At 55.4% G+C, this 21,497-nt stretch carries 12 protein-coding genes and 1 pseudogene; 9 read left to right on the forward strand and 4 right to left on the reverse strand.

The features are described from left to right. Nucleotides 1-99: 99 nt before the first annotated feature. Nucleotides 100-315, forward strand: coding sequence for a hypothetical protein (locus tag T9A_RS13575; RefSeq protein WP_035249423.1), 216 nt, complete (start codon nt 100-102; stop codon nt 313-315). A 222-nt stretch (nt 316-537) separates the two neighbouring features. On the opposite strand, the gene dinB is transcribed toward T9A_RS13575, so the two are convergent. Continuing rightward, complete coding sequence (gene dinB / locus T9A_RS13580; RefSeq protein ID WP_035249424.1) at nt 538-1,641, reverse strand: DNA polymerase IV; 1,104 nt, start codon at nt 1,639-1,641, stop codon at nt 538-540. A gap of 112 nt (nt 1,642-1,753) precedes the next feature. Between dinB and T9A_RS13585 the strand changes: the two genes are divergently transcribed. Continuing rightward, the gene (locus T9A_RS13585; RefSeq protein WP_269530087.1) at nt 1,754-3,364 is read left to right on the forward strand and encodes an FAD-dependent monooxygenase; all 1,611 of its coding nucleotides are present in this window, start codon (nt 1,754-1,756) and stop codon (nt 3,362-3,364) included. A 187-nt stretch (nt 3,365-3,551) separates the two neighbouring features. On the opposite strand, the gene T9A_RS13590 is transcribed toward T9A_RS13585, so the two are convergent. Next, nucleotides 3,552-4,358, reverse strand: coding sequence for a putative RNA methyltransferase (locus T9A_RS13590; RefSeq protein WP_035249428.1), 807 nt, complete (start codon nt 4,356-4,358; stop codon nt 3,552-3,554). Nucleotides 4,359-4,575: 217 nt separating this feature from the next. Continuing rightward, entirely contained in the window at nt 4,576-5,625 is a 1,050-nt protein-coding gene (locus T9A_RS13595) for a hypothetical protein (protein ID WP_035249430.1), read from the reverse strand. A gap of 245 nt (nt 5,626-5,870) precedes the next feature. Here T9A_RS13595 and T9A_RS13600 point away from each other — a divergent pair, with 245 nt between their 5' ends. The 6 genes and pseudogenes from T9A_RS13600 to T9A_RS13625 all read left to right on the forward strand — a co-directional run bounded on the left by T9A_RS13600 (nt 5,871) and on the right by T9A_RS13625 (nt 18,130). Then, complete coding sequence (locus T9A_RS13600; protein WP_035249433.1) at nt 5,871-7,550, forward strand: ShlB/FhaC/HecB family hemolysin secretion/activation protein; 1,680 nt, start codon at nt 5,871-5,873, stop codon at nt 7,548-7,550. A 25-nt stretch (nt 7,551-7,575) separates the two neighbouring features. Continuing rightward, nucleotides 7,576-15,465 (forward strand): hemagglutinin repeat-containing protein, encoded by a 7,890-nt coding sequence (locus T9A_RS13605; RefSeq protein WP_035249435.1) that lies wholly within the window; start codon nt 7,576-7,578, stop codon nt 15,463-15,465. Continuing rightward, on the forward strand, nt 15,462-15,881 hold the full coding sequence (locus T9A_RS13610; RefSeq protein ID WP_035249437.1) for a hypothetical protein: 420 nt from the start codon (nt 15,462-15,464) through the stop codon (nt 15,879-15,881). The genes T9A_RS13605 and T9A_RS13610 overlap by 4 nt, the downstream gene beginning before the upstream one ends. 139 nt (nt 15,882-16,020) lie before the next feature. Then, nucleotides 16,021-16,302, forward strand: a pseudogene (locus tag T9A_RS17305) (transposase); the annotation flags it as partial. A gap of 264 nt (nt 16,303-16,566) precedes the next feature. Then, nucleotides 16,567-17,394, forward strand: coding sequence for a transposase (locus T9A_RS13620; RefSeq protein ID WP_232222116.1), 828 nt, complete (start codon nt 16,567-16,569; stop codon nt 17,392-17,394). 52 nt (nt 17,395-17,446) lie between these two features. Then, complete coding sequence (locus T9A_RS13625; protein ID WP_035249443.1) at nt 17,447-18,130, forward strand: hypothetical protein; 684 nt, start codon at nt 17,447-17,449, stop codon at nt 18,128-18,130. A gap of 148 nt (nt 18,131-18,278) precedes the next feature. On the opposite strand, the gene T9A_RS13630 is transcribed toward T9A_RS13625, so the two are convergent. Beyond that, the gene (locus T9A_RS13630; RefSeq protein WP_035249445.1) at nt 18,279-20,222 is read right to left on the reverse strand and encodes an acyltransferase family protein; all 1,944 of its coding nucleotides are present in this window, start codon (nt 20,220-20,222) and stop codon (nt 18,279-18,281) included. A 159-nt stretch (nt 20,223-20,381) separates the two neighbouring features. Here T9A_RS13630 and T9A_RS13635 point away from each other — a divergent pair, with 159 nt between their 5' ends. Continuing rightward, nucleotides 20,382-21,437 (forward strand): LLM class flavin-dependent oxidoreductase, encoded by a 1,056-nt coding sequence (locus tag T9A_RS13635; RefSeq protein WP_084573510.1) that lies wholly within the window; start codon nt 20,382-20,384, stop codon nt 21,435-21,437. Nucleotides 21,438-21,497: the final 60 nt, after the last annotated feature.

A 21,497-nucleotide genomic window follows, 5' to 3' on the forward strand; every position in this document is an offset into this window, starting at 1 on the left:
GATCTGTGTCATCTGGCTGTCTTCAAGGGGCGCCATACTTGGTCGATTGGGAACCGGCAGAAAGCCGGCCCGTTAATGAGGTTTTATCTGGAGCAAAGCATGTTGCTCAAATATCTGAATCAGCTGGAACAGGCGGTGAAGGCCGCGGCCGAACACCCGGATACGGATTCCATGAACCGCTGCGCCGATTGTGTGGCCACCCTGGATGCCTATCTGGATGCCCAAATGGAACCGGTACAGCGCCGGGGCCGGGAATTGATGGACGGGCTAATCCCTTCGGATTTGCAGAGTCGCGTTTGTCAGCGGGTACATTGAACCCTCCACGCTTCCCGTAGGAACGTCGCTGGCGGCGCGATTGCAAGGCCACGTCAAAAGCACTTTCGCCACAGAGGGCACAGAGCACACAGAGAAAAAATCTCTTTCTTCAGTGCTCTCTGTGTCCTCTGTGGTAAATATCGTTTCTCAGGTTTTGGGATGCACTTCGATAACCCTTCGGGCGCCCTGCGGGCGTTGTTCCGCTATGCGCCTGCAATGGTGCTAGAGCCGATTACGCTGATGCCGCAGCGCTTTTTCCCTTTCTTCCGGAAACAGGTCCGGCTGCTGCGGGGCTTTCAGGTCGCGCAGGCGAGCGCCGATACCAATCAGGCGGGCGGGGCCTTGGCGGCGTTCCCATAGTTGGCGCAGCAGCGCCTCGAAATGGGCCGGGTCCAGATCGTCACCCACTTTGTCGCAGCTCAGGCTGACAAAATCCTGATATTTCACCTTGGCGGTGAGCCCGCTGATCAGATAGTGCTGATCAAGCTTGGCGAAGCGGGCCTTGAGCTTTTCCAGCAGGCCGTCGAGCTCTCGCAGCCAGGCATTCAGATCCACCTGGTCCTTGTCGTAGGTGCGCTCCACGGACACGGACTTGCGCCGCCGGCCGGTTTGCACCGGGCGATTATCTTCGCCACGACTCAGGTGATAGAGCCGCTCGCCGAAACTGCCGAAGTGCTGTGACAGTTCCAGCCGACTCATGCTCTGCAGATCGCCGCAGGTATGTAGATTCAGCCCGGCCATACGCTCGCCGGTAACCCGGCCCACTCCGGAAATCTTTTTTACCGGCAAGGCAGCCACAAAGGCGTCTACCTGAGCGGGGGGAATCACAAAGAGCCCATCCGGCTTGCGCCAGTCGCTGGCCACCTTGGCGAGAAACTTGTTGGGAGCTACGCCGGCGGACACGGTAATCCCCAGTTCCCGACGAATGTCCTGCCTTAACGCCTCGGCAATCCGGGTTGCGCTATTATCGAACTGGTCGCTGGCGCTCACGTCCAGAAACGCCTCGTCCAGCGACAAGGGCTCGATCAGGCTGGTGTAACGGCGGAAGATGTCATGGATCTGTGTGGAGACCTTGCGATACTTGTCGAAGTTGGGGGGTACAATCACCAGTTCCGGGCATAGCCGCAGAGCCTGGGACGAGGCCATGGCAGAATGCACCCCGAAATGGCGGGCCGGGTAATTGCAGGTGGCGATAACACCGCGCCGGTGAGGGTCGCCCCCTACGGCCACGGGCCGATGACGCAAGGTCGGGTCATCACGCATTTCCACGGCGGCATAGAAGCAGTCGCAGTCCACGTGGATAATCTTGCGTGAGGCCTGTGCCATGAATGAACTCTGGGATGTGGCAGGATTGAAAATCGGGTGGCCTGTGTCGCATGGGCTGCCCTGAGGAGAGTGTAACATCGGCATTACCGGTAACCGCACACCGCAGGTCCTGATTGTTGGCGCTGGCCCCACCGGCCTGGCGCTGGGGATCGGCCTGCGTCGACACGGCATTGATTGCTGCATTATCGACCGGCTCGCCGAGCCGTCACCCTGGTCCCGGGCCTTGGGGCTGCATGCCCGTAGCCTGGAGATTTTTGCCGCTCTGGAAGTGCTGGCACCGATCCGCAAGGCCTCGCGCACCATGCGAGCGGTGTCCGTCTATGGCGACAAGGGCTTCCTGTTTGAGTTGGATCTGACCAGCCTTGATGCCCCGTACCCCTGGGTACTGAGCTGCCCCCAGTCCGATGTGGAAAAAGCCCTCACTGAGCGCTACCGGAGTCTTGGTGGCGAGCTGATTCGGGGCACAGAATTGCTCGATTTTACCCAGGATGGCGCAGGGGTCCGTGCCCGGATACGACAGGGGGCCGACGTGGAAACGGTCACTTGTGATTTGCTTGTCGGGGCCGATGGTGCCAGTTCCACCGTGCGTCAGCAGCTGGGCATCGGCTTCAATGGCGTCGATTACGACGAACATTTCCTGCTGGCCGATGTGGACTGGCAGGGGCCCTGGCGCAGTGACAGCTCCCATGGCTTCCTGCAGGAAGACGGGCTGCTGATCGCTCTGCCGTTACCAACGGGGTGGCGATTGATCATGGCCCGGGATGAGGCCTGGGAAGGTGAGCTGAGCCTGCAGCCCTTTACCGACCGGCTCACGCCTATTCTTGGCGAGACGCCGGACCTGGGTGAGCCTCGCTGGATCAGCCGCTTTTCCGTGCAACGGCGACTGGCCCATCACTACCGTCGCAACCGGGTGTTCCTGGCCGGCGATGCGGCCCATGTACAGAGCCCGCTGGGCGCCCAGGGCATGAACACCGGCCTGGCCGATGCCTTCAACCTTAGCTGGAAACTGGCGTTCTACCTTAAGGGTTATGGCAACGGAGCCTTGCTCGATAGTTACGAGCAGGAACGCAAACCGGTGGCAGATAAAATGCTGCACGGGGTGGACATGTTATCGCGGGCCTCGTTGGTGAAGCTGCCCATGCTGCGCCGAACCCGCGATTCCCTGCTGAAAATGGCCGGCGGACGACCCGGGCTGACCCGGCGCCTGCTGCGTACCGCCAGCCAGCTGGACGTGCATTACCGGCAGTCGCCGCTGGTGGGCTGTGGCCCGGAAGCGGAGCTGGGCTGGCGGCATCGCGGCCCGTTGCCCGGCGACCGCCTGCCTGACGCAGCCTTGGGTTCCGTGCGTACCGGTCACCTCCATCAGCTCCACGACCTGCTGCGCAAACCGGTTCACCACCTGTTACTGCAATTGGGCGAGAGCCCGGGCCATAAAGAGCGGCTGGTGCTGTATGCACTCAGTGATCGTCTGGGCCAGGAATACCGTGAGCGCGTTCACCTGACCGTAGTCGTGGCCCGGGATACACCGGTGGGTGAGATCCCAAGAGAAGGCACCATCCGTATCTGGCGGGACCACCAGGGCGAGTTTGCCGCCGCCTTTGGTGAAGGCCCAAGAATGTGGCTGATGCGCCCGGACGGGCACCTGGCCTATCGGGCGCCGGTGAGCAATGCCAACCATCTGCTGGAATATCTGGATACGGTGTTGGGGAGAAAGGGTCAGTAGCGCGTAGCGTCACCGTGAGTCTGGGCGAGCCGTGCCAGTTGAAAAGAAATTGATAATTGAGAATGGATAATTGATAACGGCGCGGATTGGTGTTGCTGTTGTCTTTGAATGCAAGAAGCCGCACCCATGCGTTTAGGCGCGGCCTCTTGCGTTTCAGGACTTGATGCCCTTTCCAGCGAGTTATCAATTAAATCCGCCGCCACCGCTGAATCACAAAATGCGCATTCATGGCTTTGCCGACGAGCTTGCCGATACCGGCTTTGGCCTCGGGTTTGGCGCGCCAGTGGTGTGGGGTCATGGCCAGCAGGTTCTGTAATTCCTGTTCGTCGTCGGGAATCCATTCCAGGTGGATATCCTGGCTATCGATCTGCGTAAATCGCGCATCCAGAAACTTGCCCGCATCGAAACCCGATTGGCGAACCTCTTCATAGAGGGCCTCACGCAGGGGTAGCAGATGCTGCTCGCCGGTCCCAACCACAATCAGTTCGCCGCCGGGTTTCAGCACCCGGGCAATATCATCGGTGAATAGCCGGGTGAACAGCACAAATATCCGTTGCTGACTGTCATTAAACAACGGTAGCCGGGCGCCACTGGCCACCAACCAGGTCAGTGCCCTGTCCCGTTTCGCCGCTGCATCCACCGCAAACTTGGAAATATCCACGCCGACCCCGTTATCGCTCCCCAGCCGCTGGGCGAACTGGCAGGTATACCAGCCTTCGCCGCAACCGATATCCAGCCAGGGCTGATCATCGTCGCCCAGCCCGGCCAGCAAGGCATCCGCCAGCGGCTGATAACGGCCCAGTTCCAGAAATGCCGTACGCGCCTGCACCATGGCCTTGTCATCACCGGGCGCGCGCGAGCGGCGGTGCTGGGCCAACAGCAGATTGGTGTAACCACGCTTGGCACGGTCGAAGCGGTGACCGTTGTCGCAGTGCCAGCTATTGCCGGTGAGTTGCAGGGGATGGTCGCAGCTGGGGCATTTGAGGTTGGGCATAGGAAAAGGCTGAGTATTGGCGAAGAAGGGCAGTGAAGCATAAGCGGCGGTGTGCGGATAGTGTAGGTCGTCGCTGATTTTGTGACTTATTGCGAATGCATTTTTTCGCCAATCAAGGCGCTTTTCTGCAGGCATAGTGGGCCTAAGTCAAAGAAAAGCAACACAGAGTGTTGGAAAAAGGGGCCGTCATAAGTTGCAATATTAGTGGCGGCCTAGACTAGGGTTGGTATGTTGCCTGGCGTTCAGCATGCTGCAATTTGGCTTCTGCGGCCAGATTTCTCAATTCTCTGTAATAGGCCCGGTAACTGCTTTCCAGTACGGCTTTAACTGCCTGGTTGCTGCTTTTCAACTGTGCCATGGCTTGCTGATGCAGTTGCTGTATCTCGGCGTTGAGATTATCGACCATGGCCGGCAATTGCTGGCGAGTGCGATCAATGAAAGCGATCTGGTTGTCCATGCGAATGGTCTGGTTACGAAGCTGGCCAAGCTGCCGGCGAATCCGTACCTGATCATCATCCAGATTGTTCGGAATCAATTGTGATTCCAGTGAGCGTTGCTGTGCGGCAATACTGTCCAACTGGTTCTGTAAACTCTGCCGCTGGCGTTGATAGTCCTGCAGCTGGCTTTGCAGTAATTCAAGTTTTTGCCCCAGGGTTTGCCGCTGCTTTTGCAGGTATAGCAGGCTGCTTACCGCTTCCTGCAGGCGGCTGGATTCGCTTAGCAGATCCTCATCCGGGTTGTGAAGGCAGCGCAGCAAGAAGGCCTGGCGGACCTGCTCATCCAGCTTCGAGGGAAAAATAACGGCAAGCGGGTCAATAAACTGGCTGCTTTTCAGTTGCTGTAATTGCGCCAGGGCAAAGTCCGCCTGCTCCCCCGCTTTATTGTAAAGAGCCAGTGCCAGGCCAGTTTGATCGACAGGCTGGTCATTGGCGGCGCTGATCAATCCTGAAAGAGTCTGGGTGCGGTAGGGATAATGATGGGCTGTGCGTAAAAACCAGTCCTTGGCCTGCTCGGGTTGCTGTTCCAGGCGGTAGCTTTCCGCGATCAGCAGGCTGGCCTGTATGGCAGAAGGGCTGTCGGTTTCCACCTGCGTAAGTAATTGCCGACTTTGGGAGTAATCTTTTGCCGCCAGTTTTTGTGCGCCTTGGCGAAGTAATAGATGGTTACTCAGCACAAAACGGGCAGCGGGCTCCAGCTTATTGGCATCACGCAACGCGGTATTGTAGTTCGGCGTTTTGCTTGGCGTTTCTTCCGTCAGCGGAGCCATGGCCCTTTCCAGGCTTGCCTGTACTGGCTTTGTCAATAAAAGGAACAAAAGTACCAGAAAAACAACAGCTTCCTGCTGTATAAGAGATGTGATCCTGTTCACGTTAGTGTTTTCTCCAGGCGCCATTAACAGACATAAAAGTGTAGAATCCCGCTTTCTTTTTAACCAGCGCAGCACAGTACACAAATAAGTGGTGGCGATGAAGCCGCACTATTTCGCTGGATGGATGATCGGCAAGGAAAGCCATGTTAGGGGAACGTTTCGTTTTACGCTGCGGTGCTATGGTGCTGGGCTTGGTGGCGAGTGCTGCCTGGGCGGCACCGGATGCACAGCAGCGTATGTTCGATCGCCTGCAGGAGCAGGAACGCGAGCGTCAGCAGCAGCAACTGGAAGAGATGCAGTTACCCGGCGACCAGCCCGGGTTGCGCTTGCCCGTGCCTGACACCTCCACACCTTCGGTCCGTTGTTTCCAGATCGACACTATTGCTCTGAAAACCCTCAATGATGCGCCTGTCCTTTTTGGCCGCTGGTTCCAAAAACCGGTGCGCGAGGCGGAAGGTACCTGCCTGGATATGACAGGCATCAAGGCCTTGCAGGCACAGCTCTCCAATCGATTGATCGACAAAGGCTATGTGACCAGCCGGGTGCTGATTCCCGAGCAGGATGTGTCCTCCGGCAAGCTTCTTCTGCTGGTGGTTGCCGGGCAGGTGGAAGGCTTCGAGGCTGTTGGCATGCCGCTGCGCGTGCTGGAATGGGCCGTGCCGGCGCAGCCCGGTGATCTGGTCAACCTGCGCGATCTGGAGCACGCGGTGGAAACCCTGGCCCGGCTACCCCACCTGGATGCCAAGATGGATCTGGCACCGGGAGAAGAGCAGGGCGGCACCGTCGTGCTCGGCCAGGCCGACTGGCCGCGCCGTTATCGTGGCACTCTGGTGGTGGATCAGGAGCATTACGGAGATACCAACCACGGTACGGCCCAGGCGGGGCTGGACTGGGGTAGCCCTTTCGGGCTCACAGACCGGCTGTCCCTGTCGCTCAACAGCGATCTGGATACCGAGTTCACCGACAGTGCCTGGGGGGCGGGGCTGAGCTATGACATCAGCCTGGGGTACTGGAATCTGGCCCTGAGCTACAACCGCCAGGAATATGAAAACGAAATTCAGGGCATCTTCCAGACATTCGACTCTACTGGCGCCACGGATACCTCCCGGCTGGAGCTGACGCGCACCCTCTACCGTAGCAATCGCTCCCGGCTATCCTTGTCCCTTCTGGGCACCTACACGGATGCAGAAAATTTACTGGAAGACGCGGTTATCCGGGTCAGTTCCTACCACTTGCACACCCTGGGCGGGCGCCTCAATGCCAAGCACCTGTGGGGGCGTACTCAGCTGGCCGGCACGCTCACCATCGAGGAAGGCCATGGCGCCGGCCCGGCCACCAACCTCCCTGGCGGACAGTCAATTGCAGACATCACGCACACGCGCTATCAGACATTTCTTACAGCCAACCGTTTCATAAAACCGTTATATGGCACTCTCGCGCTGCGTATTAATGCCCAGTACGCCGATGAGACCCTGTTTCCGTCCGAGAGATTCTCTCTGGCATCCCGGTCTGTAGTGCGGGGGTATCAGGATATTTCCGTCAGCGGTAACACCGCGGCGGCAGGCAGCTTGCAGTTTGATTTCTTTCCACCGATCCCCAGCCCGGTATCGGTGACGCCCTTTGCGGCCTATGACATGGGGGTGATCCCCGGTAACAGCAATGAGCCCCAATTTACCCGGCTGGATTCCGCCACAGCGGGTGTTCGGCTGGGTTACCGCTCATTGCGCTTCACCACCGAAGTGTCCTGGCCCATGGAACAACATTCAACGGAACTGACTGACAGCGAGTACACCGTCCATGCCTCACTTTATGCCGAATTCTGAACCGTCATCTGGCCCGGTGTCGCGGGTGAAAAGTGGCCTGGTTTACGGCCTGTCGCTGCTGCTGATCTGGCAACCCGTGCTGTTGTCCGCCCAGCCCATCACGCCAACCCATGGCACCAATGGTCGGCCCACCCTGGATCAGGCGGCCAATGGCGTGCCGGTGGTCAATATCAAAAACCCCAACGGCAAGGGCGTCTCGCAGAATTTCTACAACGACCTCAACGTCAGCGATAAAGGCCTGGTCCTCAACAACAGCCAGAAGCTCACACAAACTCAGCTGGGTGGTTACATCGAAGGTAACCCCAACCTGAAAAACGGCTCCGCCAGCCTGATCCTCAACGAAGTGATCGGTCAGAACCCCTCCAACCTGGCCGGTTACATCGAAGTAGGCGGTGCCCGCGCCGATGTGGTGGTGGCCAACCCTAACGGCATCAGCTGTAACGGTTGTGGCTTTATCAATACTAACCACGCCACCCTGACCACCGGGCAATCCATCATGGAAGACGGGGAATTGCGCGGCTTTGATGTGCAGGGCGGTGCCGTGTCCATTTTTGGTAATGGTCTGAATGCCTCCAACACCGAACGCTTCGACATTATCGCCCGCTCCGTGACCTTGGCGGGTGAACTGCATGCGGACCGTCTGAACATCGTCACCGGCCAGCAACAGGTAGACCGGGAGACTCTGGCCACCAGCAATGCCACCACCGATGGCGACAAACCCGAGTTCGCCATCGACTCCTCGGCCCTGGGCGGCATGTACGCAGGCCGCATCCGACTGATTGCTAACGAAGACGGTGTTGGGGTGAAGCTGGATGCGCCGGTGGCGGCGCAGAATGGGGATTTGCAGTTGTCGGCCAATGGCAAGATCCAGCATTCCGACCTGGCAGCGACCGGCAATATCGCCATTGATGCCAACCAGAACGATGTTATGTCCACAGGCACCGTGTTGGCAAAGGCAGACTTGAGTGTGCACGCCGCCGATTACACCAATAGCGGGGATGTGGTTGCCGATGGCATGGCGGATATTCAAGCCACCACCGTTACCAATACAGGCACTCTGGGGGGACGGGAAGCCCTGACCGTTGAGGCAGACTCGATTCTCAATGATCAAGGTGGTGCGCTGCTCTCCGAAAACGACATCAATCTGTCTGCCGATCGGGTCACCAACCGATTGGCGGATATCTACACATCCGGAAATATCACTATCAACGGCAGCGATGGTGAGAGTGCGGAAAAGCTGGAAAACCGTTCCGGGCGAATTGAGGCGGAAGGCGATATCAGTATTCGTGCATCACAGATTGATAATGTGCGAGATGTTCTTGAGTGGGAAGAAAAACTGACAGAGGGGAGTATCAAGCACACATGTCATGAGTGTACAGGCGATCACTTCACCATGAGTTATAAGTTTAAGGAGCACTTTTTCCGTGAGCTGGATGATGCTACATCAGATAGAAGTATTCTTGCCTCCGGTGGAAATACTTTCCTGCAAGGCTCAGTGCTGACAAACAAAACTAGCGATATTCTAGCGATCGGCAGCATGAACCTGGAATTCGATCAGATCAATAATCTTGGGTTACATTCCGGAGAATATTTGCTGATTACCCGATATGGGGGTTACATGACTGATGGGATGCACATCAGAAATGTAATCCATGGTGTACAGCCATATAACAAACGCAATTATAGCGGTGGTGCAGCTTACTGGGGTGGCGGAGCCGATAAAGATCTTGAGTACATGGCTCTCTATCCTAACCAGCATAACCCTAATTATGATCCTGATAACCTGATTGATCGTCAAGATACGATACTGCACAGAAATAATCGCTTTATCAGCCAACATAAAGATACTCTGGATTCAACTGAAATCCTTGGTGCAAATATCGTTTCCGGTGGGGATTTGTCCCTGGGTAGTGCAGAAGTCATTAATGGAGATTTTGGTCATCAAGAGGCGGGGAACCTGTCAGAACAAGACTTGATCGCCGTAGCTGATGGAGCCCTGGGTGGCAATGTGGAGGACTTTATTGTCAACGTTAATGGCGGCTTGTTCTCCATTGCCGACCCGAACCACCCCTACCTGATTGAAACCAACCCTTTCTTCTCCACTCGCGATGGTTTCCTGGGCTCCGAGTATCTGCTCAACCGGCTGGGCTGGGACCCTAATGGCGCCATGCGTTTGCTGGGCGACGGGTTTTACGAGCAGCAACTGATTCGTCAGCAGGTGGTGGACCTGACCGGACGCACCTTGCTGGATGAAGAGTATGTGGATGCCAACACCCAGTATCGTGCCTTGCTCGATAACGGCCTGTTCGCCGCAGAAGAACTGGAACTGAACGTTGGGGTAGCTCTCAGCCCGGATCAGATCAATGCCCTGACCAAGGACATGGTCTGGATGGTGGAACAGGAAGTGGCTGGTGAAACCGTACTGGTGCCGCAGCTCTACCTGACGCCACAAAGTGCGGTGATTGACGATAACGGTGCACTGATTGCCTCTGGTGCCGATATGGTCAATGACGGCGGCAGCATCGTTAACAGCGGGACCATCCACATCGGGGGCGATACCCATTTCACTCTCAATGAAGAGGGTCTGCAAAATCTGGGCGGAGATATTATCGGTGAAGGTTTGGTGGATATCGAATCCGAAGGCGATGTCCGCAATGTCAGCGGTACCATTCGCGGGCGGGAAGTCGCACTTGAAAGCTCTCAAAATATCATCAATCAGCGTTTATCTTACCAAAATGAAGTGATCGGCAGAGGCTGGCGTGAATGGGACACTGAGATGGGCGCAGCAGCGACCATTGAGGGTCTGGAATCTATATCGCTTGATGCCGGCGGAGATATTCGTATCTCAGGTAGTCGCATCCAGGGGGGCAATGTCGCCCTCAATGCCGAAGGCGATATCGTCGTCGATACCGTGGCAGATAAATCCGGAAGAAAAGGCAACTACCACGGCGGCAAGCTCAGCGAATCCCGTGTCCGCCATATCGGCAGTGAAATCACCGCCACCATAAATCTGCTGGCCAGTGCCGGCAACGATTTCAGTCTGATTGGCTCGGACCTGGCCAGCGATGGCGGCGTGCAGCTCTCAGCGGGTAACGACCTGCTGGTCGCCTCTGTCGCCAACAGCGACAGCTACGATTTCAGGGTGCGCCACGACGGCGAAACCAGCCATAACATCCAGCGCAGTGTGCGCCAGCAGGGGGCTTCGATTACTGGTCGTGGCGATGTGGTGATGGAGTCCGGGAATGATCTGACCGTGATTGCCAGTCGGCTGGAGGCTGGGGAAGATCTGTCACTGATGGGTAAGGGGGATATTAGCCTGCTGGCAGCCCGGGATTCGGATTACAGCTATAGCTACGAAGAAGACGATAAGTGGTACGGCAGCAAAATTACCACTGAAGAAAAGTACAACGAAACCGCCAGAGTGACAGAGCTTTCTGCTGCCGGGAATGTCCAGATTAATGCCCTTTCTGATCCGGACACAGGCCAAGTTACCACCTGGAACGAAGCAAAAGGCGATGTGCTCCTGGAAGGAACGAACATTCACTCCGGTGGAGATTCTCTGGTGTATGCGGGCAACGACCTGCTAGTCACTGCCGCCCAAACCCGTTCGTTCCACGAAAAAGAAACCCGACGAGAATATTCAGGAGTGGCAAAAGCTGCCATGGCGACAGCTTCTTTCGCCGCTATGGGAGTGGTTCCTAATGAGTATATGGCTGCGATGGGTGTTGGTGATATCAATATCAAGGGGGATGAAGGGAAAGGTAGCCGCAAGACACGATTGGCCAGAGCAGATATTCAATCTGCTGGCGATACCATGCTGTTGTCCGGTAACGATACAACGTTGGTTGCTGCGGACCTTTTCCTGAATAACCTTTACGCGGAAGCTGGCCTCAATGGCGAAGAAGGGAAAGGGAATATCGCACTGGTAGGGGCGCATGAAACCAGTGAGAACTGGGCTTACGAATCTTCCACCTCGTTAGGTGTGGATTTTTCTGGTGGGAAGATGAGCTTTGCTCGTCAATACGAGCATCGGGAAAAAGAAAGCCGCAGTGATTTTGTTGGCACGGATGTAACAGCTTTGGGTAGTGCAGCCCTAAAAAGTGCTGGAGACATCACAATGATGGGCTCCTCTCTGAACAGTAATGGTAATGTCAGACTGATTGCTGGCGGTGACGTGAATATGCTCGTCGGTGTGGATTCTCTGCGAAAGGAGGTTTCTACGACGGAACGGGAATTCAAGGTTGAAGGCACTGCCAGTGGCAATTCCGTCGAGCTTTTTGCTGGTTATGAAGAGGACCGGCACACTGAAATCCGTGAACAGAAAACAGCGGTAGGTAGCCAGATATCCGGCAGTAATATCGGAATCGATAGCGGCGACGACATCACGATTGTTGGCGGTATATTGCAAGCTTCGTCACACCCGGAAGCGGAAGCCGGCAGCACAGGTAATATCATGCTGGATGCGGAAGGCGATATCACTACGCTTGCCAGCGTTTCCGAAAGCATGCTGAAAGTCATCGACGAAAACTTCCGTACGGGCATTGCTATCGGTGCTCAGGAAAATGTCAGCGCAGCAGCAGATGCTGTTAATAACGTGGGCAATCAGCAGGGAGCAGTAAATACCGGCTCAGCTGCATTGCAGGCGGTTGATGCCGTTCAAGGGGCTCGTAGCGGTGGCGTGAGTGGCAGCGCAGGTTATGTGGCAGAGTGGTCCAAACAGGAAAGTGAAGATACCAGCCAAACCGCTAATTCAACCCTTATTTTTGCCGAAAACGACTTGTCCTTTATCAGTGGTGGCGACCAGCGACATGTGGGTACTGAGGCTTCGGCAGGTAATAACCTAATCGTGAAATCCGGTGGCGATGTCACCATTGAATCGGCGCAAAATACGACTAGCCACGAAGACAAATCAGCCAATGCCAGTGTTAATGTCGGGCTGGGGTCCGATAGTGGCGTCAGTGTTACGGCTGCAGGTGGCTATGCCAATAACCGTAGTGGCCAGGTTCAGCAGGTTAACGCCCATTTTACTGCCGGGAACCAGGCAACACTGGATGTGGGCAACGATCTGACGCTGGCCGGTGCCGTTGTGTCCGCTAATACCATGGATGCCAACATCGGCGGTGACCTCACTGTGGAAAGCCGCCAGGACACCAGCTATATCCGTGGGGAAAGTGCCCAGGGCAGCGTATCCGTTGGCGCTGGCTCTTTCAGTCTGAGTTTAAGCGGCTCAAAAACCGAGGGTGATAGTGCCTGGGTATATGATCAAAGCGGGTTGTTGGCCAGTGAGGCTGCCAATATCTACGTGGAAGACCACACCAGTCTGGTCGGGGGCGTCATCAACAGCGCAAGCGGTGATCTGACTCTGGATACTGGTACCTTCAGTTATCAGGACATCCAGGACTATGACCATTTCGAGTCAATGAGCCTGGGTTTTGGTGCCGGCGTTCCTCAGGGCCAAACGCAAGGCCCGACACAAACTGCTTCAGCACAAACCCTGATCCCTGGCGTCAACATGAATAACCTGACCGCCGGTTACCAGAACCGCGAACGGGAACAGATTACCCGTGCCACCGTCGGACAGGGCACCGTCACTGTACGCGGTGATCAGGGCGTTGGCGGAAACAGCCTGGCGGGCCTCAATAGGGATATGAGTAAGGCTCAGGAAATCACCAAGAACGAAGAGGACGACTACAACCTCTACGTTAGCGATACCTCCCTGCAGGGGCTGGGCGTGCTGGACCGGGACGACAACAAACATAACAGTCGCCTGGATCAGCTCAAGGACACCTTCAACATCAACCTAGCCGTCTCCGAAATAGGAGAAAGTAGTGTGGGAGGCGTTGGTGATGTGGATAACGCGCTGATTGACGGCTTGAGCCTGGGCACGGCTAAACCGGACAAAAGCGGCAGCCGAGGCCTGCTGAATGATCAGGCAGTCGATGACATGGCGGGCAAGGTTGGTGATGGGTTGATGTCGGCCGGCCAGATGTTGGTGAGTAACAACCATGGTAGTTGGCAGGTGCTGGGAATGGGGGAAGCCAATGGCATATCCGACCATTATCAACGTAATCAGGATGCTCGCCTTAAACAACAGACCATTCGCGCTGTGCTGGATGCAAAAAAACAGGGAGAATTTACTGAAGCCGACCTGGTTGACTTGGTCAATAATCTGACCGATCACGACGCTGAGAAAAGCCAGGATGTGCTGGCTTTCATCGCGAGTGAAATCGCCGGAGGCAATCTGGACGTGGGCTTCTACAGTGCGGACGGCACCCATGCGGGCATGCGTGATGCTGAGGCCTTCGTCAACAACCTGGCCAGAATGGCCGGGCTGAATGTGGATGAACTCAACCTGCGTGATAGCAGGGCGGTCATGAGCGCCGTTGCTGAGGAAGGCTACCACGCCCGGGAGGAAGGGAGTGACGCCTACGCCAACCTGTACGGTGACCGTTTCGGCTATCTGTGGGACAGGTCCAATCGGCAGGACGGTCGGCAGACTGGTGGTCAAACCAGTCTGGTGGACTGGAAAGGCAATAATGCCGGACTGTTGGCGGCAAATGATGAGCAGTATCGACAATATGGTCTAGGAGATCTGGAATTCCGCCAGATGCACGACAAAGAGATCGAGGTGTTAAAAAACAGTCCCTTGGTCGACAAGTTGATGGAAAGCAAAGGGATAGAGCGCAACGAGGCGCTCACCCTCTTGGCTAGAAACCTGGCCTGGCGCATTGATGACGATTGGGCTTCGGAAGAGCATATCCTGCAAGCCCATGACTATGAGGCCCAGAAAATTCTGGATGAGCTGGCTGCAGAAGGCCACGCAGACAGCAATGGCCGGCCACTCTTTCAAAGAGAATATAACGTCAATCCGGACGTTTATGAAAATAATCTGATCTACGCGGGTGGCCTAAACGAACAGTTTTTCTACGATCCTAGGTCAATTTTTTATGTGAATCACGTGGTTTCAGATCAGGTAAATCAAGACCTTTATGGGTTCCAGGGAGGGCTGGCTTATCAGAGTCGGCTGGCAGGCATCGGCGATTATCACGATGGCGTGTTGAGTGGCCTGAAAGATCAAGCTCTGTGGGTCATGAACAACCCTATGGATTTTAGTGCTGGGCTGGCTAAAGAGCTTGCCATCATGATGAGCCCGCTGAACCTTCTGCGGGAACCGGAAAAATATAGGCAGCTAAAACAAAGCTATAGCAATTGGAGTACGGCGGACGAAAGGGCAGCATTGGCGTATTTCCATGGTGCTTATACTGAGTCGGGCCAAATCAAAACTGAAGACACCTGGACGAACATCGGCTTGGCAACCTCGATTACGCCGATTGGGGGTATGAGGAAAATTGGCGCTGATGGGTTGGATGATATGGTTTCATCGTCGATGCGTTATAGCGATGGTGATTTCAACGATTTTCCGCTTTTTGAGGTTGATACCAGTGGGATGCCGGTGGAGTTTATTGTTCCAAACAAGACATTAAATCACCAAGCTTCGTCAGGAGTATTACTTCAGGCCGAGTCTGGCAAGACGACTACTATTCTCGGTTCATATAACAAGGATATGGCCTCAATTGTTGACGAACTAGGGAACGTTAAAAGCATGGATTTCGGGTCGAAATCCGGTGGTTTTAATGTGCTGAATGCGCCAGATGAGCTGTTCACCACTCTGGGGCCAAAAGGTTTTTGGGATGAAGTAAACGTGCCATTCCTAAACACAGCGACTTCTAGGGGCGACAACATCCTCATGGCTACTAAGCCAGCGTTTGACGTTGTTGATAATCGCGGAATGGGCGTATTAATCCGGCCAAATACAACTACTGGTAAGATGGAGCTGACTGGATTTGGTAAAGAGTACCTAACACTGCGTCGGCAAGGATACATTTATCAGAATGGAAAGATAGTGAAGCCATGACAGACATTCTCCAAAAAAATGTGAAATCGGCTTTTTCTAACCTCATAGACGAGTACAGCTTTAAGGTTAGGGAGGTTGATGAGAGTTCGGTTGTATTGGTTGGGTCATCCTATGCAATAGGGGTGCTGCTAGACAGGGACGGGCTAGCTTACATGTATTACGATATATCAAAGCCTACAAAGAAAGGATACAACCTCGGCCTTTTTCTAATTCAAAAAAGAAGAGACCTGTTAGTATTTGGATCTGATGATAAGTCAGATAGGGGGCTAGAGGAGTATTTATCTTATAATCTTTCTGCATTCGCTAATCAATTGACTAGCGCCGGTAAAGATATACTGCATGGAGAAAAAGCGTGGATTAAGAGCTACCATTGGCCGGCTGTTACCGTAAGTGACAAGGTGCTGGCAGTCTTGTAGAAAATAAGGAAAATAACAAAGGAAAATAAGGGGCACGCAGGAATTGGAGAATCTCTTATACTGAGCGAAGCAGACTGCTGATATATCACTGATTTTTTGGTCTGTACTGTTGGGTCATGGATAGGTAAGGAGGTAACCCATGACTCGAGCTCGCTATACCCAGGTATCCCTGGACTCTACCCCCTATTACCACTGTATCTGTCGCTGCGTACGTCGGGCCTTTCTTTGCGGGAAGGATCACTACTCCGGCCAGGATTATGAGCATCGCCGCCAGTGGGTGGTGGATCGTCTAGCCGTCTTGGCGGAGGTATTTGCTGTCGATCTCTGTGCTTATGCAGTGATGTCTAATCACTACCATCTGGTTCTTCGCATTAATCAGCAAAAGGCCCTGGATTGGACAGATCAAGGGGTTGCCGAGCAACAATCCGGGACACGCGCGAATTGGATAATCGCTTACACTGAGCGAAGCAGATTGCTGATATTTCACTGATTTTTTGGTCAGTACTGTTGAGTCATAGTTATGCAAGGAGGCAGCCCATGACTCGAGCTCGTTATACCCAGGTATCCCTGGACTCTACCCCCTATTATCACTGTATCTGTCGCTGTGTGCGACGGCCTTTCTTTGTGAAAGGATCACTATTCAGGCCAGGATTACGAGCATCGCCGCCAATGGGTGGTGGATCGCTTGGCAGTTCTGGCTGAGGTCTTCGCAATCGATCTCTGTGCTTATGCAGTGATGTCCAATCACTACCATCTTGTTCTCCGCATTAATCAGAAAAAGGCCCTAGATTGGACAGATCAAGAGGTTGCAGAGCGCTGGATGCAACTATTCAGTGGTCCTCTTATCGTAAAACGTTGGATCAAAGGACAGACTGAGGAGGGAGAGTCCCTTAAGGCGCTAGAAATCATTGGCCAATGGCGAGAGCGGCTTCATGACCTGGGATGGTTCATGAAATGCCTGAATGAGTACCTTGCCAGGCGAGCCAACGAGGAGGATTGCTGCAAAGGTCGCTTTTGGGAAAGTCGCTACAAGTGTCAGGCGCTTCTGGATGAAAAGGCTCTGCTGCAATGCATGGCGTATGTGGATCTTAATCCTGTACGGGCCGATATGGCGAGAACACCAGAGCAGTCCGATTACACCTCAGTCCAGCAACGTGCCAGAAAGCTGGCAGGGAGTCAGTGCGCTAAGCAACCTGTTCTTCTTCCGATGGTAGACGCAGAGACCATCGACGCTGACGATGATCACACGCTTTGTCGGTTCCGACTGATGGACTATCTGGAGCTTGTGGACTGTACTGGTAGGGCGGTGAGAGACGATAGGCGAGGGTCAATATCTGGTCAAGCGATAAAAATACTGGATCGCTTGGGGATAGATGAAAAAGTCTGGCTTTCACATATGAGGCCCAGAAAACAGCGTCATCCTGTTGCGGTAGGTGCCTTGGCCCGGCTCCGTGACTATGCACAAAAAACTGGCAGAAAATGGGTGGCGGGGCAAAGTCTGGCGGGGTGGTAAGGTATAGTTCTGCTTGTTTGAATTTATGCGTGTCCCCTAATTGTGGTTAGTTGTGAGTTATCACCGTGAAGGTACGGTTATCGGTATTGCCGCGGGAGATACCGGTGCTGACCCGGATTCCGGCGTCTTTATTGATGGTTGGTCGGTAGACATGGCAATAGCCAATTATGACGTCGGGCTTGATGATCCAAGCATTAATGGCGTTCGTGTTGAGATTCCGACGGGGGATCCGCTGATTAAGCGGCAGATAGTTTTTGTTACCCGTGATGGTCTGGATATGGATGACATCATCCTGATAGAGAAAAACCTGTCAGGGCCAGACAAGCTGGCGCATGTACTGGCTTATGAAACTCTGGACTTTATGGAGCCCGGGGTTAAAGACTTTTTCAACGATGTTCAGATCATGGCTGATAACGGAGATAGTCTGACGGTGGTGATGAGTGATGTGGCCAGCCGGGTATGTTCTGAGGCATTGATCGGTACCAATAATGCGAACCGTTACCCCAAGGTTGTGGGGGTGATTCATGACGATGATAGCGATACCGAGTCTCTTGAGCCGCAAAGAATGCGTTATGCAGAGGCCGGTGTGCAACGGGAAATCCTGTTCGAAAACGATACCTTGTTTCGTATCAATGATAATACCGACCGGATCGACTATATCTCGATCTCAAACGGCGGCGCTATCACCCAGTGGGCAACCAATGACAGCGATCTGATCGCTGAATATTGTCCATAGGTTCGAATATCGATTGATTAGCCTCGTTTCTGTCAGGAATGCTGTTCCCTTAAGTGGCTTGATTCTGACTCAACCCTTTCTGGCTGGACCCCTCTCCTGCAAGGGGAGAGGGGTTTAAAATTTGAGCCAGCGCTGAACTGTATTGAGACTATTGCTGGGCTTTCTTTTTTTCGTCTCCACCAAGCGGATTCCCAAACCGCTCGAGATATACCTTCCCGATTTCAATCGCCCCCACATTGTTCAGGTGACTTTCATCCCGATACAGCGGAATGCCATTGAGTACGGTCTGGCAGCGTTGGGCGTCGCAGAGCACCTTGCGCGGGTTGATCCATTTCACGTCCGGGAAGCGCTGTTTTGCGGCAGCTCTGAAGCGATAGAAATTCTCAAGGTTCTGTTCCGCCTTTGTAGCACTGATGGAGCAGTCGTCCATGTTTTTCAGCAGGCATTCGGCAAAGTCCGAAGAAGGCAGTTCTGGGACATCTTCAAGGATGATGACGGTGTGGCCCTGGTCCTTCAGCCAGCCGATGGTATCCAGGAAATATCCCTGGAAGGCGTTATTCTTCAGATAGGCGCTCCACCAGGCACCCATGAAAACGGTCATAGGGCGTTGGCCGAGATAGTCGCTGAGCGCCTGATTGCGGGCCACCTGGGTAGGGTCCGCAGCCTGAACCTTTTCGGCGATATGTGTTGGGAGAAACGGGGTTGAGGCCCGGGTGACCATCAGCAGGGAATGGTCGGTGCCCTTGATCAGCTGTTCAACAAAGCCGATCTGGGCAATAGCGTGGGAATCGCCAATGAGCATGCTATTGGGCTGACCGTTTTCCGATTCGGCACCAAACAGGCAGGCCTTGCCCTGGTTGAATTCCACCGGGTCGCCCTTGAAGCAGCGCTTGTACAAATCTGCCGGGTTGTTGTTGGCAATGACTTGGTAAAGCGCGCGGCGTTCTTCCGGGATGCGGAAGCTCAGGTCATCGGCGATCCGGATGGTGGATTGGATCGCCCAGATGATCAGCAAAGGCACGAAGATGAACACCATGAAGGATTTTTTGAAGCTCCAGGGGCGGTTCCGGTAGTGGTTTTCCACGAATCGATAGCTCAGCCACGACAGCACTACGACGCCGACCATCAGCAGGAGGCGATTGGTCCAGGTCAGTTCGATCAGTTGGTAGTGCAGAAGCGCCACCGGTGGCCAGTGCCACAGGTACAGGGAGTAGGAAATTCCGCCCAGAAACACCATCACCGGCAGACTGAGCAGGCGGGCGGTGAGTGTGCCGGTCTGGTGCAGGCCGGCATAGATCACCATGGCAGTGCCCAGGGTGGGCCACAGGGCGTTATAGCCGGGGAAGTGGTCGTGTTTGGTCAGCAGCAGGCCGGTGGCGATGATCATGGCCAGGCCCAGAGCTGCGAGAATTTCTGCACAGGGCCGGTTCAGGGCAGGAAGCTGACGGCTGAACAGGGCCACGCCGGTGCCCAGCATGAACTCGAACAGACGGGCGGGCAGCAGGTAATAGGCGGCAGAGGGATAGGCACCGGCCAGGTATACCGATAGCGCAAAGGTAGCTACAAGGGTGATCCGGAAAGGCCAGTGGCCGTCACGCCCCTTGCCGAAACGATAGGCCAGGTACAGGGCCAGGGGCCAGATCAGGTAGAACTGTTCTTCTACCGCCAGCGACCAGGTGTGCAGCAGCGACAGGGAGCGGGTTTCCGGGGCGAAGTACTGGGCCAACTCCTGGAAATAATAGATGTTGCTCAGGCCGACCAGGGAGGAAAGCCAGCTCTTGGCGAAGATGTAGTAGGCATCGCCGATATAGAAGGGCGAGATCATCAGGAAGGTGACGGTGGACACCAGCAGGAACAGAGGGACCAGTCGGCGGATACGACGGGCGTAGAAATCGCGGAACTGGAAAGTGCCTTTTTCGAACGCCCGCTGCAGAAGCTGGGTGATCACGAACCCGGAAATGACGAAGAACACATCGACGCCGATGAAGCCGCCGGTGATGCCTGGGACGTCGTAGTGGTAGAGAATCACCAGCACAACGGCCAGCGCGCGCAGCCCTTCGATATCGGCACGGTAGCTCGGTGTGGTCTTCAAGGTGTTCTCCCTAGAATGATCAGCAAAGCGGGGAGAATATAGGGCGGTGGCAGGGCAAACAAGACTGGGCTGGTTTGCCGTCGCAGGGATAACGCTCTTAACGCGTTTGTCGGTTGGGCATTAACCAGAATGCCCCGAACGTGATTCAGAGTGGCGTTGATGCATGGTAATGTGAGCGCCGAGCCAATCCCTCCGGCTGTCATCAAGGAGCATTCTGTGACGACATCCCTGCCGTTTTCCCTGCTGGAACTGGCCTCGGTCCGTGAAGGCGACACCATCGGCCAGACCCTGGCCAATAGCGTGGCCTACGCCCGCCATGCGGAGTCCCTCGGCTTCAGCCGGTTCTGGCTGGCCGAGCATCACAACATGGAGGGCATCAGCAGTGCCGCCACCTCGGTGCTGATTGGTCACATCGCCAATGCCACGGAGACCATCCGGGTCGGCTCGGGTGGGGTGATGTTGCCGAACCATCCGCCCCTGGTGATCGCCGAGCAGTTCGGCACTCTGGAAATCCTGCATCCTGGTCGCATTGATCTGGGGCTGGGCCGGGCCCCGGGCACCGACCCGATGACCAGCCGCGCCCTGCGCCGCGAAGGCCTGGGCGCCGAGCAGTTCCCCCATGACGTGGCCGAATTGCAGAGGCTGCTGGGTCCGCTGGATCGTTCCCGCCCGGTCAACGCCATTCCCGGCGCCGATACAAACGTGCCGATCTGGTTGCTGGGCTCCAGCCTGTACAGTGCGCAGCTGGCGGCCCAGCAGGGGTTGCCCTATGCCTTTGCCGGGCATTTTGCGCCGCGTCTGTATCGCGAAGCGCTGCGTCTCTACCGGGAGCAATTTCAGCCGTCGGCTAAGCTGGACAAGCCCTACGCCATGCTGGCGGTACCGGCGGTGGCAGCGGATACCGATGAGGAAGCCCGCTTTCTCACCACCACCAGCTATCGGCGGATTCTGTCCCTGTTCCGGGGCCAGCCGCTGTGGATGCGCCCGCCGGTGGAAAGTATGGACGGGTACTGGAATCCGGAAGAAGAGGCTGGAGTCAGAGGGTTTCTTGCCCTGCAGTTGCTAGGGACCGCCAACACTGTCCAGGGGCAACTGGATCAGTTGCTCGATAGCGTGGAAATTGATGAATTGATGGTGACTGTCGATCTTTACGACCCGGAAAAGCGTCGCCACGCCCTGGATATTCTGGCGTCGCTGCCGCAGTTTCGTCGTTAGCGACTAGCACCAGACCCCGTTGGAGCCTTGTTCACAAGGCGAAGGGCCATTCGCTTTGCG

The organism is Alcanivorax jadensis T9 (genome assembly GCF_000756655.1).
GTDB classification, from domain to species: domain Bacteria; phylum Pseudomonadota; class Gammaproteobacteria; order Pseudomonadales; family Alcanivoracaceae; genus Alcanivorax; species Alcanivorax jadensis.

Coding starts and splice junctions, on each gene's coding strand:
- T9A_RS13575 (WP_035249423.1), top strand. CDS start 100: ATGTTGCTCAAATATCTGAATCAGCTGGAACAGGCGGTGAAGGCCGCG.
- dinB (WP_035249424.1), bottom strand. CDS start 1,641: ATGGCACAGGCCTCACGCAAGATTATCCACGTGGACTGCGACTGCTTC.
- T9A_RS13590 (WP_035249428.1), bottom strand. CDS start 4,358: ATGCCCAACCTCAAATGCCCCAGCTGCGACCATCCCCTGCAACTCACC.
- T9A_RS13595 (WP_035249430.1), bottom strand. CDS start 5,625: ATGGCTCCGCTGACGGAAGAAACGCCAAGCAAAACGCCGAACTACAAT.
- T9A_RS13600 (WP_035249433.1), top strand. CDS start 5,871: ATGTTAGGGGAACGTTTCGTTTTACGCTGCGGTGCTATGGTGCTGGGC.
- T9A_RS13610 (WP_035249437.1), top strand. CDS start 15,462: ATGACAGACATTCTCCAAAAAAATGTGAAATCGGCTTTTTCTAACCTC.
- T9A_RS13635 (WP_084573510.1), top strand. CDS start 20,382: ATGCATGGTAATGTGAGCGCCGAGCCAATCCCTCCGGCTGTCATCAAG.